The 15,453-nt window shown below is 47.1% G+C and carries 13 protein-coding genes and 1 other RNA gene; 1 reads left to right on the top strand and 13 read right to left on the bottom strand.

Annotated features, from left to right (window positions below):
• Positions 1-143: 143 nt before the first annotated feature.
• Positions 144-644 (bottom strand): hypothetical protein, encoded by a 501-nt coding sequence (locus SK066_RS07735; RefSeq protein ID WP_320544252.1) that lies wholly within the window; start codon positions 642-644, stop codon positions 144-146.
• Positions 645-1,182: 538 nt separating this feature from the next.
• Here SK066_RS07735 and SK066_RS07730 point away from each other — a divergent pair.
• Complete coding sequence (locus SK066_RS07730; protein WP_320544251.1) at positions 1,183-1,863, top strand: TerC family protein; 681 nt, start codon at positions 1,183-1,185, stop codon at positions 1,861-1,863.
• A 151-nt stretch (positions 1,864-2,014) separates the two neighbouring features.
• Here SK066_RS07730 and thiI read toward each other — a convergent pair whose 3' ends face one another.
• The 12 genes from thiI to SK066_RS07670 form a co-directional block, all read right to left on the bottom strand.
• A complete protein-coding gene (thiI, locus tag SK066_RS07725; protein ID WP_320544250.1) occupies positions 2,015-3,250 on the bottom strand; it encodes a tRNA uracil 4-sulfurtransferase ThiI in 1,236 nt (411 codons plus the stop codon).
• A 6-nt stretch (positions 3,251-3,256) separates the two neighbouring features.
• On the bottom strand, positions 3,257-4,405 hold the full coding sequence (locus SK066_RS07720; RefSeq protein WP_320544249.1) for a cysteine desulfurase family protein: 1,149 nt from the start codon (positions 4,403-4,405) through the stop codon (positions 3,257-3,259).
• 400 nt (positions 4,406-4,805) lie between these two features.
• Positions 4,806-5,684 carry a lytic transglycosylase domain-containing protein gene (locus tag SK066_RS07715; protein ID WP_188776368.1) on the bottom strand — a complete coding sequence of 293 codons (879 nt, stop codon included), beginning with the start codon at positions 5,682-5,684 and terminating at the stop codon, positions 4,806-4,808.
• Positions 5,685-5,981: 297 nt separating this feature from the next.
• Positions 5,982-6,761 carry a GNAT family N-acetyltransferase gene (locus tag SK066_RS07710; RefSeq protein ID WP_320544248.1) on the bottom strand — a complete coding sequence of 260 codons (780 nt, stop codon included), beginning with the start codon at positions 6,759-6,761 and terminating at the stop codon, positions 5,982-5,984.
• A gap of 376 nt (positions 6,762-7,137) precedes the next feature.
• On the bottom strand, positions 7,138-7,638 hold the full coding sequence (locus tag SK066_RS07705; protein ID WP_188776366.1) for a YpuI family protein: 501 nt from the start codon (positions 7,636-7,638) through the stop codon (positions 7,138-7,140).
• Between the two features lie 613 nt (positions 7,639-8,251).
• Positions 8,252-8,661, bottom strand: an RNA gene (rnpB, locus tag SK066_RS07700) — RNase P RNA component class A.
• 299 nt (positions 8,662-8,960) lie between these two features.
• A complete protein-coding gene (locus tag SK066_RS07695) occupies positions 8,961-10,076 on the bottom strand; it encodes a Nif3-like dinuclear metal center hexameric protein (protein ID WP_188776365.1) in 1,116 nt (371 codons plus the stop codon).
• Positions 10,052-10,822: a tRNA (adenine(22)-N(1))-methyltransferase gene (locus tag SK066_RS07690; protein WP_250343627.1), complete on the bottom strand. Its 771-nt coding sequence runs from the start codon at positions 10,820-10,822 to the stop codon at positions 10,052-10,054. The genes SK066_RS07695 and SK066_RS07690 overlap by 25 nt, the downstream gene beginning before the upstream one ends.
• On the bottom strand, positions 10,819-11,649 hold the full coding sequence (locus tag SK066_RS07685) for a hypothetical protein (RefSeq protein ID WP_188776363.1): 831 nt from the start codon (positions 11,647-11,649) through the stop codon (positions 10,819-10,821). Before SK066_RS07685 ends, SK066_RS07690 begins: the two co-directional genes overlap by 4 nt.
• Before the next feature lie 205 nt (positions 11,650-11,854).
• Positions 11,855-12,982, bottom strand: coding sequence for an RNA polymerase sigma factor RpoD (gene rpoD, locus SK066_RS07680; protein WP_188776362.1), 1,128 nt, complete (start codon positions 12,980-12,982; stop codon positions 11,855-11,857).
• 41 nt (positions 12,983-13,023) lie between these two features.
• A complete protein-coding gene (gene dnaG / locus SK066_RS07675) occupies positions 13,024-14,874 on the bottom strand; it encodes a DNA primase (RefSeq protein ID WP_320544247.1) in 1,851 nt (616 codons plus the stop codon).
• 42 nt (positions 14,875-14,916) lie between these two features.
• A complete protein-coding gene (locus tag SK066_RS07670) occupies positions 14,917-15,396 on the bottom strand; it encodes a YaiI/YqxD family protein (protein WP_284446255.1) in 480 nt (159 codons plus the stop codon).
• Positions 15,397-15,453: the final 57 nt, after the last annotated feature.

Below are 15,453 nucleotides of genomic sequence, written 5' to 3'. Positions count from 1 at the left end.
CCATAAAAGGAGCGTCGGTCAATGAAGCCGACGCTCTACATTTTGTTATGAAATATTAAATGAAATTACTGAAAACCGTCATTCGCAAATTGATTCATTATTTATTATACGTTATAAATCCCATAAATCAAGCAAAATTACTGTTATCTGCGCATTCTACCGGACTTATTTTGTCCCAAAAATAACCAGATTGCAGCAACGATTAGCGCGATCGCAATCACATAAAGTAATGCAGAGCCGAGCAGATTCACCAGCAATAATACAATCGTTAGCGCTCCAAGCAGTAAGGACACCCAGCCAATGCGCCGATCAAGACGAACCGGAGACATCGTATAATATTCATACAGCCCCAGTGCCACACCACCAATAAACAATGGCCATAGCACATCCATCAAGCCCCAGCCCCATGTATTACATAGAAAAAATAACACACCGTATACCGTCAGCATACCAGCCGGTATGAGCCAATACGACGAAATACTGCGACTAAAATAGGCAAGCTGTAAGATGATCCCTGGCAGTAAAATAAGCAGCGGCCAAAAAGCTCGCCCCAAAAATGCAAATACCCCCAGCTTTCCTAGCAAAATAATAATACCTGCACTAATAAGTAGCACAATAAAAAGGCCTTGATTACGATTGTTCATAGTATGTCGCCTCCTTCTGTCCTTTGTTCGATATCTGCGTTTAGCTCTATAAAAGAGCGGGTTATTATTAATTCATATAAGAGCAAGCGTTCTTCTTGCTCGACCTATAAGAGCAAGCGTTTTTCTTGCTCGACCTATAAGAGCAAGCGTTCTTCTTGCTCGACTTTCGACTTATGAAAGCAAGCGTTCTTCTTGCTTACCATACTAACAACAAGCATGTTCCCTGCTCCACCTCTAAAACAAGTAGCCCTTTTGCTCACTCGCTTCATTATACAAACAACAAAACTTCTCGTTGCTCATTATATATGTGCAACCCGACTACTTGCCAATACGTATGCTTTAACATACGACATGTCGGTCAAGGAACATAGTTCATATGCATAATTTCCAGTAGTTGCTTGCCTTTCTATTATCGGTATCTAGCTGGCATTGTATTATGCCTGTTTATGACGATATCCATCTGAATTGCATTCACTACCTCTGTACACAGCTACACTGTAGGATTAATCATTTTCATTTGAATGAAGGAGTGAATGTAATGGATATAACACAGCCTGCATTCTGGCTATCGCTGTTGAATATTATTTTTATCGATCTTATTCTCGCCGGAGACAATGCCATCGTTATCGGCCTTGCCGCACGCAAATTGCCTCAGCAAACGCAGAAAAAAGCAATTTTATACGGAATGGGTGGCGCGGTCATTATTCGTATTGCCGCTACGGTAGCAGTCATCTGGCTGCTGCAAATTCCATGGTTGCTCGCTGTTGGTGGTCTATTACTGATCGCAATCGCGTATAAGCTGCTAACGGATAATGAAGATCACAAGGAAGTCAAAGCTGGCACCTCGCTATGGAGTGCAGTCTGGACGATTATTATTGCCGATGCCGCGATGGGACTAGACAATGTAATTGCAGTTGCAGGTGCTGCTAACCAGCATGTGGTGCTCGTCATTATTGGCTTATGTATTAGTGTACCGATTGTCGTGTGGGGAAGCACCATTTTCATCAAATTAACAAATCGATTCCCATGGATTATCTATGTAGGGAGCGCAGTGCTCGCGTATACCGCATCCCATATGATCACACAGGAAAGTCGATTACAATCCGTCTTTGGCGCTCATCCGCTATGGACGTGGATCTTTATCGCATTTGTTATGATTGGAGTGCTACTAGCAGGGTATTTGAAAAATCGACAGACTACTAGCGAAACCAGTGAATAAAAGCGAAGATAAGACCGATTTGTTCTTTTATTATGTTGTCTATTGTGTTCATCTTTAATTCGATAGCTATAGCAATTAACAGTCATAGCAATGCCCCGATCCTTATCAAGCTAAGGGATCGGGGCATTTTTTATATCACAATTAAATGGTATTAAAACCAATCCGAATCTTTGGACTCGGTTGTTGTCGTAGATAATGCTGAAGGCATACTCGGTGTAATATCGAGCACCTCTGTTTGCTGGACGGCACGCTCGATCATTTCTTCCAGCGGCAGGTTTTCCTCGACCTTTTCCACGACACGGCGGTTCGGGTTTGTTGCGGGTGAACGTGGAACGAACAACGTACAGCAATCCTCATATGGCAAAATCGATAGCTCATACGTTCCGATCTGCTGTGCGGTTTCGATGATCTGGTCTTTGTCCTGCATAACAAGTGGACGCAGCACGGGCAGATCCGTTGCACGCTCGATCACATTCATACTGTTCAGCGTCTGGCTTGCGACCTGGCCCAGACTTTCACCAGTCACGATCGCCAGTGCTTTTTGCTGCTCTGCCAGACGGGTTGTAATCCGTAGCATCGCACGGCGCATCAATGTGATCATCAGATTATCCTGACGTGTAGTTGTGAACGAGGTCTGAATTTCGGTAAAGGGTACAACATGCAGCCGAACCTTACCGCCGTAGCTGGATAGTACACGTGCCAGATCGATGACCTTTTCCCGTGCACGTTCACTGGTGAACGGATAACTATGAAAATGCACACACTCAATCTCCAGACCACGCTTCATCGCATGCCAGCCTGCTACCGGGCTATCGATCCCACCAGACAGCATCAGCATGGCACGACCATTGCTTCCGCGCGGGAAGCCCCCCGCAGCAGGAATGATCTGACTGTAAATATACGCAATCCCTTCACGCACCTCGACACGTAGCTCAATATCTGGCTGGCGTACATCCACCTTGAGTAGCGGATACGCACGCAGCACAGGCGAGCTGATCAGACGGTTCATATCCTGTGAGGAATGTGCAAACTCCTTCCATACACGGCGCGCATTCACTTTAAACGATGTCTCTTGCTGGAGATCGTATTCACCAACCAGCTCAACCGCAGCGGCAATGATCGCTTCCAGCTCCGGCTCGGTATGCTTGATTGGAATAATATCCACGATACCAAATATATTTTTCAAACGTTCAATGAGCTGCTCGGCTGGGACACCACCTGTATCCACATACATTCTACCGTACTCACGCTGGAGCTTTGCCTGCGGATACGGACGAAGCACCTCGCGCACATGCTCAGCGATTGTTTTCTCAAATCGTCCTCTATTTTTACCTTTTAGTGTAATCTCACCTAAACGAAGCATCAGGCGATCGATATGTCCGATCATAGGGCGTTATCTCCTCTCCAACGGTCGCAATGCCTGCACCGTCTGTCGCAAAGCAGCGACCAGTTGTGTAATATCTTCAGCGGTATGCTCATCGCCGAGACTGATGCGAATACCGCTCATCGCTGCTTCTGCATCCATTCCCATTGAACGTAATACACGGCTCGGCTTCGCTCGTCTGGATGCACATGCAGATTGAGTCGATACGAGCATTCCTTGCTGCTCCAGGCTATGCAGCACAACCTCTGCCTTCATGCCCGGATACGTAAAGTGCACAATATGCGGTGCCACTTCCTTCACCTCGGTCAACAGCAAACCGGGAATCGTCTGAATCTGCTGGCGAAGCTCATCTGACAGAAGACGTAAATGCTGCTCCTGCGTCGTTTGCTTCTCCGCGAAAAGGCGTAACGCCTTGGTCATGCCTGCGATAGCAGCTATATTTTCTGTACCTGAGCGATAGCCATTCTCCTGTCCGCCACCAGCTAGCAACGGTAGCAGCTCTGTACCCTGTTTTACATACAATAAGCCGACACCGCGTGGCCCACGCAGCTTATGTGCAGACAAGCTATACAGATCGATACTACCTTCTCCTAGTGGCAAAGGTGCAAGGCGTCCAAAGCCCTGCACACCGTCTACGTGTACAATCGTGCGTGGGTGATACTTCTTGATCCAGCGTGCCACTTCCATTATAGGCTGTACCGCACCTGTTTCATTATTGACATGCATCATGCTAAATAGAATCGTATCCTCGCGAAAGGCTGCCTGAATGCGCTCCAACGATATCGTCCCATTCGGTTCAGCATCGAGATAGCTAACTTCAAATCCAAGCTGCTCGAGCTGACGACATGCCTCATATACAGAAGCATGCTCAATCGCTGTCGTTATAATATGTCCTTGAAGACGTCCACGACGCATCGCCGCCCCCTTCAAAGCAAGATTATTGCTCTCTGTTGCGCCTGATGTCCAGATCAGTTCACCGGGTTGTACACCCAGCACACCTGCACTGACCTCACGTGCGCGACGAAGCAGACGATCTGCCTCTTCACCGTAACGATGCAGGGACGATGGATTACCATAGTGCTGCTGCATCATCTCGCCCATCGCGCGTACAACCTCAGGGTAAGGAGGTGTCGTGGCGGCATAATCAAAATATTTCATCAGACATTCCTCCATCATTATTTATTCACGTATACATACAAAAAGATCAAAAAGGGATTCGCCTGCGCTCCACCTTTTGATCTCTGTCATTGTGTCATTCGTATCAAGCAGATAGCTGGAGCTTCAACAAGCATCTCCAACCGAATGGATATCAGGATCAAACATGCTGCTCATCATTATAGCATAAATTAAGCGCCATCGCGTCTCCTGCTGCTGTTCTTCATCGAAACTTCTATCTTTTAAAATAATGATCGCATCCAGTGAGTTGACTGAGAATTAGCATCATCACGCTTTATACAAAAAGCCGGATAGCACCATGCGATGCATCCGGCTGTATAGAAACAGATCGTGATGAGAAACAGATATCGGCATACAGATTAGCTTGTATGATTCGAGCGTATTAAAGCGCGTACTTCTGCTGAGCCGCTTCAATTTTACCAATATAGCGCTGCGTTTCTTTTGGCAATTGATTGAATTTCGCCATCAACTCCTGATCGTTCGAGATACCAAGACGCTGCAAGCGACCCGGGCCTGCGTTGTATGCTGCCAGGGCTGTTTTGATGTTATTGTCATAGCGCTTGAGCTGGTAGGACAGGTACTTCGTTCCCCCGTCGATATTTTGCGCCGGATCAAAAGAGTTGCTCACACCGAGTCCAGCTGCTGTACCATCCATCAGCTGCATCAGACCTTTCGCGCCCGCCCCTGAGCCTGCATTCGGATTAAAGGACGATTCCACATCAATGACTGCCTTAATCAGTGATTCAGGGATACCGTATTTACTGCTGGCGGTGCTAATGAATTCATTATATGCGGTAGCTTTACTTCCGTGGTCATCAGCGCCTGGCAAACTGGACAATCCACTCGTACCGTCTGCACCACCGATGCTACCAGCGCTAGTCGGTATGCTACCACCATTCATCAGTAGACGCGCTGTTGTTGTGGAGTTAGATGGGTCTACCTCTGGCAATTGGTCAAAATTCGACCACGGATCACCAGCAGAAGTACTTGGTGTACTCGCATCCAATGCGCTTGCACCACCATACGTATTGCCCGTTACAGACATCGCATTGCCATCTGCAAGCAGGCTTGCCATTTTCGTAATGCTAGAGCCGGAGCCACTAGCATCATTGGTTGTACCCATGTTTTGATCCAGCATCATCTGAAACAGCTCATCGGTATCATTCGTATTGACATCCATCCCACCGGTACTGCCTCCGCCCGAGGCGTTCAAATAACGAAGCTCAAGCAGCTGCTTGGCTGTGTTGGCATCAATTTGCATAGACTGTGTATCTCCTGTCCTTAGTTATGAAATGTATTTCGTAAATGTATAATGAAGCCGTCAAGTCCAAAGGCTATTGATTGTATAGCGTTGACTTTAGTGTACTATGTTATGTGCAAAGCGACTATGGGAAGTTTCGGCGATTATTGCAATGGGTGAACCTAGCAACCAACCTGATCTTCCTAGTGAGCTCCATCCTACATTGCTGTTCATTCGAGTCATGCTCAGCATGAGCAACTATTCATCAATTCCCTCACATTCAATTGAAAATGTAATGCTAATGGCTGTCTGAATCGCTCAAGATTTAATCCACATGCGATAGTTCAAGCTAGGTACAAACCCGAGCTTACGTGCTAATCCTGCCGATGCCTCATTAGCTGCGTTACAGTCCCATCTCGGCTGCATCCCTCTGTGTAAGCTTTCTGCAATGAATGCCTGCGCGACTAGAAATGCCAGACCTTTTCGCTGATAGGGTGAAGCGGTATGAATATCAATCTCCGCACAATCCGGATTGGCAGCAATCGAAATGCATTCACATACTGAATTTCCTTCATGCAAAATACAGTATCCAAAGCCATGCTGCACATAATTGTCCATCGTATGCCAAAACCTCTTAATATACTTTTCGTCAAATCCCTCGCTTTTTTGAATAAGAGACGGTGTGATTTTTGCAAGTTCATATCCTTCCGGCAGTAATTGCGCTAACTGACGGGTAATTTCGGCTGCTTGCTCCTCATCAGATGACTTGTAGGTGAAGGCATAACGCTCCATTGGATGAAGGATATCTTTCATTTCAGCTTCGATGACAGCATCCCAGTGCTCATTTTGTGAAAAAATAACAACCGTCTGTGCGCTGTTCATCTGCTGGCGCCAGCCTGAATCAAGCTGGTCTACAAAAAAGGAGCTTGATGCCTCACTCCCTCCCAGGTAAAACCAGTTGTATTCTGAATCTACAGCTATTGCCGAGTGTGGCTTATGTATGTCGTGCTCATTAGAGCTATCGTTAAAATGAACGGATCGAATATTACCTTTTGCGATGCCATGCTGAACAGAATAAACAAATGATGGATACCTCATGAACGACTTCCTTTCATCGTGTTTTCTATGTATACCTATGTAGCAACAAAGAGCTGGTAAAAAGAATCATATGATAACTTTTATATCTATATTGTGTAATATCAATGAAGGTAAATCATACATAAAGCTATACACAATCAGGAAGATTAACTATGGGATCGCATGCTATATATTCTATATGTCGCTATGCTAAATGACCGTTTGTCACATTGCTTGCTAGCTAATATTGTGAATGGTGCTTCAACGTAGTCAGATGTCTTATCCATTTAAGCTCTCACAAGCTCTGCAAAAAAAGGATGCCTGTACAGGCATCCTTTGTCAGATCGATTGCGAATTAAAGTGACTTAGAGCATCCATCTCTTCGCCGTTATTACACTTACGCGTGGCGCTGGTTCATACGGCGCTGTGTCAGGTAATCACTTTCGTAATAAGCCAGATCATCGCGCAGCTCTTCAAATGTTCTGGTCACTTCAAGAATAATGTCTCGTACCGGTTTTACAGGTGTTTGACGGAAACGGATCGCTTCCTGACCGGTATAAGCATAACGTCCATCTTCGGAATAGCACTCATTTTTGGGATAAAAAAAGCTGTTCACGCATTGATGATACGTACTGTATAGCGCTTTTTCCGCAGAATCAACGTCAAAGTTAGCACGACGCAGCACGACTCCAAGCTTTTCATAGGATACTTCGGAAAATACGAGCAAATGGCGAAGGTCCGCCAAAAAGCCTTTGTAAAAAGGCAATGTGTCCTGTCCTTGTTCAGATGCCAGAGCGTTCAAGGAGTATTCGTTCAAAAACTCCTCCAGTTTCTCAATGGCTGGTTTCAACTTCTCCCGTGTGCTTTCACTCAATTTGTGGACATTTGCAGCTGACATATCTGTAGCTCCCCCTTAATTGGTTCCTTAAAAACCGGGTCGTGTTGTCATACAATTTAACCCTGATTTACATTACATCCTACCATAAATGAAGTCAAAGTGGTAACTTTGCTTGCGCAAGCAGCAGGACGGTGTACCCGAAACCACAACTGATTTGACATTTCAAGCATTGGACTGCGCGGCTTATTCATTTTTTAACCAGCGTTTACAATGATGAAAACCTATTGCATCAATATATCAGCTAATGAATGGTTTAATATCATATAGATTACTTTGAATTCTCTTAACAATCAAGATGTATGGCAGGTCTGATTAAAAAGATTAATCGCTCCAATTACCTATGCCAACAAATCAATATCACCTATTTGCCCTGCTCATTCACAAGTCTTAGACTTTACAATAATGAATGCAAAGGAAATAAACTCAGCAAAAAGACGGTGCGCTCTTCATCATGAAGGACGCACCGCCCTGATTCAGCAAATATTGAAGTTACATGTTTTGTGCATGCCAGTCTACTCGGTAAACCTGGCAGCCAAAACAGTATCGCCTTCCAAGCAAACGATATCGCTAGCAAGGTGGCTTCCCTATACATCTCTACTTACGTGGCGTCAGTTGGGAAAGTTTCTCATAAGCCGGGTTCTGTGCCATTTGTGGTTCAGACGGGAACTACCCTCCCACTTTTGGCGACAATCATCTATCTAGGCCAGCCATTGCTGACTGGCTCCAGCGACCAACCTCGATACACCTCGGGCAAAGGCTGCTTTTCCGTGAAGAAAAGCTGTATCTCTTTAGGTCTTGCTCCAGATGGGGTTTACCAGGAACGAAGTCACCAGCGTTCCTCGGGGTCTCTTACACCTCGGTTCCATCCTTGCCTGTGACGGATTGCTCCGTCCATCGGCGGTCCATTTCTGTGGCACTATCCTTCAGTTCGCACTGACTGGACGTTATCCAGCACCCTGCCCTACGGAGCCCGGACTTTCCTCCCGCAGCCTCTCAGCTACCGGCGATTGTCTGTTAAACTTTCCGCAAACGCAACACTCCATATTATATAATCGTTCTCATAACGTGGCAAGTATTTTTTATTATTTGCATCCGAAGCTCAATTTTGAAAATATTTTAAAGGTGTATCATGAAGCGATCAAGCTCGTAATCAGCTTTGCTGCATGCGACTCCACAGCCTAAAATTTTGCGACCGAGTAAACCTTGATACATAAACCTCGATACTATATGGCGGTCTGACTTTCCATGTACAGATCGATAGAGATCATGATGGTAACCAGCCGTACTATAGATGCAGCTCTACTGTGATTTATACCAAACATTTATACGAAACGAAATACCTCGGTATCGATCTCGGAGGCATATACTGGTGTATCATATTTGTCAGCTTCAAGACGAGCACGCAGCACGCCAGCAACGCCCGGTTTCATGATCTTTTCAGTATTGTGACCCGGATCGATAATTGCGATGCCTGCCATAAGCGCATCATGAGCAGTATGATAGTCGATATCGCCTGTCACGATCACATCAGCACCTTTGAACAGAGCGCCATTTACATATCGGCTGCCTGAGCCGCCGAGCACTGCTGCCTTTTTCACAGTACGCTCCAGATCGCCGACCACGCGTACCGTTTTTACATCCAGTCCCTGCTTAACGGTATTCACAAACTCAGCCAGTGTGACCGGTTCATCCAGCTTTCCTACACGTCCCAGTCCATAGGCTTTGCCTGGCAACGCGAGCGGATACAGATCATAGGCTACCTCTTCATACGGATGAGACTTGATCAGCGCCTGTACTGCTTTATTTTTCAAGCTGGATGGAATAATCGTCTCAAAGCGTACCTCGGAGGCATGCTCCAAGCGCCCCTGTTCGCCGCTAAACGGCTGTGTTCCCTCTTCTGGCAAAAAAGTACCCGTACCTGCTGTAGTGAAGCCACAATGGCTATACGCACCGATGTGTCCAGCTCCGGTTGCCCATACAGCCGAACGAACCGCATCCAGATGCGATTGGGGTACAAATGTCACCAGCTTCAAATAATCATCCGAAGACGTCTGCTCAATCGGAACGGTCTGACGCAAGCCAAGTGCATCTGCCATCCAATCATTCACACCGCCTTCAGCGATATCCAGATTCGTATGACTAATATATACGGCAATATCATGCTTGATCAGCTTCTCATACAATTTGCCCATTGGCGTGCTCGTTTGTAGGCTTTTGAGTGGACGGAAAATGATCGCATGATGAGCGATGATCAGATTGGCGCCCTTCGCAATCGCTTCATCGACAACGGCATCGGTAACATCGAGTGCAACGAGTACACCGGTAATCTCCTTTTGCAATGATCCGAGCTGCAAGCCGATTCGGTCATCGGGTACTGCGATTGACTTTGGTGCAAATTGCTCCATATACTGAATTACAGTTTGTCCTTTGGCAAGCATGCTAGTACCTCCTTCACAAGCTTGATCTGCTGCTGCAAGGCGGCTGCCTTGAGTCTGGATTCATCATTGTCTGAGCGCTCTACCGAAGCTTTTACCTTTTCGAGCTTGAGAATCTCCTGCTGCCACTTTTCGCAAAATACCGGGTCAGCTTCGTCTAACAGATACGGTCCAAATTGAACCAGCTCGGTCACCGATAAGCTCACACTCAAGCCCTGCTCGCCTTCCAGCACGCGAGTACGATAGAGCTCTTCATTTTGCTGCTTCGCATTTTCCAGTCGATCGGCCGTCAAAATCTCATATGTACGACCATCCTCCTCCAAAATCTGCTCAGAGGACAAATACCAGCCCTGCTCCAGCAACCAGCGGCGTACGAATTCCTCGCCCACATTCGGCTGCAAAATTAAACGTGATACACCTGCCAGTTTGGCGATGCCCTCGGACAAAATCGTCACGATCAGCGCACCACCCATACCAGCAATCGTAATCACATCCACTTCGCCTGGCTCCAGCACAGCCAGTCCATTTCCCAGGCGCGGCTGAATCACATGACCCAGACCTGCTTCGTCCACCTGACGCTGAGCGGCGTCAAGCGGCCCTTGATTGACTTCTCCAGCAATGGCCTCTGTTACGAGCCCTTGCCGTACTGCGTATACCGGTAGTAAGCCATGGTCAGAACCAATGTCTGCCAATCGACTTCCTGCCGGAATTTGCTCCGCAATTTGCGTTAATCTTGTTGATAATTTCATGCAGTCACCCACACTATCCATTTTTTTCGTAATACAAATAGCAATATACACGCCAGTGCAATTTTCACAATACATAACACTGCGAAAATATCTGGCATATGTCCGCGCAGCAGCGTCTCATCCACCTCTGGCATAAACCAGATCGCTACGCCGCTCGTAAAATATACAGCTGCCAGCTTACGTCCACGATGATGCACGAGCCAGCTGAACCACACAAATAGCATGCTCAGCGGCAACCACAATGCCTGCAGCATGATCCATGACGCATCTGGCTTCACCTGTGCAAAGAAACCGCCATACAGCAGCACAAGTGCACCAAAGCCAATATACAGCAAAATCGGACTTGATATCACATACCCCATTATACACCAGATGATCGCACAGCCAATAACGAGTACGGGAATCCAAAATGTCGGTTCCAATCGATGCTCATGGATAATCATGATTCCAAGTCCAAGCAGCAGAAAGCTACCGATCGCCAGCAGTACAGAGGAAGCGACTGGATTACGCTTTTGTTGACGAATGCCACTAATGTAACATACCGCTGCAAAAATCGGCACAGAGACCAGCTGCATCAAAAACGGGAATGCCGAAAAATACAGAACCACCAGACAAATAAAACACAGCATCAAGAAAATAAACAGCCATGTGCGAAGATTACCCTGCTTGAGCGAGCTCATCGATAACAGCTTCTTATCCCCGCGATCATGCTCATGATCCACATCATACAGATTGGATAGAAAATCACAATAATGCTCCGGCAGCAGCCGATTTTCACGCCAGTATTCAATTTCATCCAAAATCACAGTGCGTCGATCCTGATTCACACCTGTCCCCCACTTCCGCATCGTGTTAGTATGGCGCGTTCCCCCTGAATGCGCCGAACAACCTATCTCTTTATATATCGCTGAAATGGTGTAAAAAGTAAAGGCTTTCTCAGTGCTCGCACATAATAAAATGCCCCCTGCCATGTAGACAGGGGGCATCTTGTATACGATTCAGCTCGTATAACGAACTGAAATCCATTCCATTCTATTCGAGGAAATCTTTCAGACGTTTGCTACGGCTTGGATGGCGCAGCTTGCGCAGAGCTTTGGCTTCGATCTGACGAATACGCTCGCGGGTAACGCCGAACACTTTACCTACTTCTTCGAGTGTACGCGTACGACCATCATCCAGCCCAAAGCGCAGACGCAGTACGTTTTCTTCACGCTCTGTCAGCGTGTCGAGTACGTCTTCCAGTTGCTCCTTGAGCAGCTCATAAGCTGCTGCATCAGCAGGTGCCAGTGCGTCCTGATCCTCGATGAAGTCGCCCAGGTGAGAATCGTCTTCTTCACCGATTGGTGTTTCCAGCGATACGGGCTCCTGTGCGATTTTCATGATTTCGCGTACTTTTTCAACACTCAGTTCCATTTCTGCTGCAATTTCCTCTGGTGACGGCTCGCGTCCCAGCTCTTGCAGAAGTTGACGGGATACACGAATCAGCTTGTTGATCGTTTCGACCATATGAACCGGGATACGGATCGTTCTTGCCTGGTCGGCAATCGCACGGGTGATCGCTTGACGAATCCACCATGTTGCATACGTACTGAACTTGTATCCTTTCGTATGGTCAAACTTCTCAACCGCCTTGATCAGACCCATATTACCTTCCTGAATCAGATCCAGGAATAGCATACCACGACCGACATAGCGCTTCGCGATACTAACTACGAGACGCAGGTTGGCTTCTGCCAGACGGCGTTTTGCTTCCTCATCACCTTGCTCGATGCGTTTAGCCAGCTCTACCTCGCTGTCAGCAGACAGCAGCGGAACGCGACCGATTTCTTTCAGGTACATACGTACCGGGTCATTGATTTTGATACCTGGCGGCAATGCCAGATCATCGTCAAAGCTAAACTCGTTATCACCGTTTTCGTTATCACTGTCGGAATCACGACGAACCTCTTCGTCACCCTCATTGATTACTTCAACGCCGTTATCACCCAATTGCTCGTAAAACTCATCAATTTGCTCGGCATCCTGGTCAAATGCAGCCAGTCTCTCCGTAATATCTTTGTAGTTCAAGGAGCCTCTCTTCTTGCCCACTTCCATGAGCTGCTCCTTAACCTGTTCCAATGTTAATTCGGTTTCCAATTCAGTATGCTGATCGTTCGCCATCTTTCGACTCCCTCCTCCCTGCAACTAGCCGTACCGAACGACTATCCACGTTCCAGGGCGATAATCTCACTTGCAATTTGAGCAGCACGCAGGAAATCACCGGATTTCTCTGCACGCAGCATCTCTTCTCTTTTTTGCTCGATCTGCTTCTGCTTGGGAAATTTCTTGATCTCACGAATGTAATCATCCATTCCCCGAAGACTTGTATCGAGCGGCTCATCCATCATCGAGATGGACGTTGCCGTTTTTTCCAACCGATCGTCTTGAAGCGAGGCGATAAGCCGACTAATATCTGGTGGCTTGCCCTGCGCATAATAAGAATAAATATATGCTGCCAGCGCCGCATGCTCCGGAATATTAAATCTGTCGCCAAGCTGGTCGCTCACATAGGTTGCAGCCTCTCCATCCTGAAGCATGATGGAGAGCAAACGCCGCTCTGCTACATGATAAGCGGGCAACAGTGTTGGCGCTCCAGTCTGCTTGCGCGAGCCGCCTCGGAACGATTTGCCTGACGCATCAGCCCCATTACTGCGGTTACTGTTATTGCTCTGACTCTGTGCCTGCTTACGGCTATACGTTTGACGAGCCAGATTGCAGTCCTGCTTGAGGCTTTCCAGGGATACACCAACCTCGGTGGATAACTCCTTGAGGTAAACTTCTCTTTCGGTCGGTGAACCAAGCTGGGCGATAATCCCGATTGCTTCCTGGGCGTAGGCAGCTTTGCCATCCTCTTCAAGCAGATTATGGTGTTTCTTAACATTGATCAGTCTGAACTTGGTAGTAGATACAGCTCCATGAATGATCTGGTCTACAAAACGTTCCTTGCTGTAGGTTTTGATGTACTCATCTGGATCCAGTCCATTTTGTAACACCGACACCTTTACATGCAGACCCGCTCCCTCCAGAATCGGGATACTTTTCAATGCAGCTGCCTGACCGGCATTGTCGCCATCATAACAAACAACGACTTCCTCGGTCAGCGTACGAATGAGCGCAGCATGATTTTCAGTCAATGCGGTTCCCATCGTCGCCACAGTATGTTGTACCCCTGCATCCCATGCGGCAATCACATCACCAAAGCCTTCCATGAGTACAACCTGCCCTTGCTTGCGAATCGCTCCCTTAGCAAGATTCAAATTGTACAGTGTGCGGCTCTTGTTGAACAGACGACTTTCAGGTGAATTCAAATATTTGGGCTGACCGTCTCCAAGTATTCTTCCCGCAAAGGCAATAACCCTGCCACTGCGGTTCATAATTGGAAACATCACTCGCCCGCGAAAACGATCCACATAGCCGGAGCCATTTTGACGCGATGATAACAGTCCACCCTTTTCCATCTCCTGTAGATCAAAGGAACGTTTTTCAAAAAACTGCACTAATGTATCCCAGCGATCCGGTGCATAGCCAATCTGAAATTGATCAATCAGCTTGTCACCAAACCCGCGGTTACGTAGATAATCCATTGCAGCTTTACCATGCTCCGTATTTTTCAGCAGGTAGTGGAATAGCTTGGCAGCCCATTCATGCGCCTGGAGCAATCGCTCCAGCTCCTTATTTTGCGGAGAGACTGCGGTTCCTTTATTATCATGAAAAGGAACATGCGATTCTTCCGCCATCAATCTGACCGCTTCTGGAAAGGACAGACCCTCAATTTCCATGCGGAATTTGATTGCATTGCCTCCAGCGCCACATCCGTAACAGTAAAAAATCTGGCGTTCAGGTGTTACTGTAAACGAAGGCGTCTTTTCAGAATGAAACGGGCAGAGACCCTTCATATACTTTCCTTGTTTGGTCAGATGAACATACTTGCTTACCGTATCGACAATGTCATTATGCTGTAATACAGCTTCAATGACTTCCTCAGGAATACCACCGCTATGTCCGGTGTTCATCGTTACCACCTTCATCTCTTTTCGCACGATACATAATATTCGCTAGTCAGAACGAAACTCCTGCCTATTTGTTAAAAGTTTTGCTAGCTCTGTTTGGAAATTTTTTCGATCCTCATGGGTAAGCGGACGTGGACCTTTGCCATATTTACCCTGGCGACGTGCCTTTGCCTGCGCATGACGCCGAGCTAACAAAAATTCGATATTGTCCGCATGAAACTCCATACCGCGAAAGGACAGCACAAGGCATCGCCTTGCCAGTGCAATCGTAGCCAGTCCGTAATCCTGTGTGATCACAATATCGCCAGGCTGGATATGATTCACAATATACAAATCAGCGCTCTGGTCGCCGCGATCCACCTGTATAACACGTACACCTTCCTCCGCTTGAATACGGTGGTCAAACGAGGAAACGATCAATACAGGCACCTCGAATGCACGAGCTGTTTCAGCGATTTCCGCTTTGACGGGACAGGCATCGCCGTCAACAACGATCGTCGGACGATCCTTTATTTCAGATGGCAAATGACCTCTCCTTTCTATACACTATGATAGAAGACTTCATCTCTTAACCACGAGCTG

Origin of the sequence: Paenibacillus hunanensis (assembly GCF_034055775.1) — a bacterium.
Classification (GTDB): domain Bacteria; phylum Bacillota; class Bacilli; order Paenibacillales; family Paenibacillaceae; genus Saccharibacillus; species Saccharibacillus hunanensis.
This window is presented reverse-complemented; position numbering and strand designations above follow the sequence as displayed.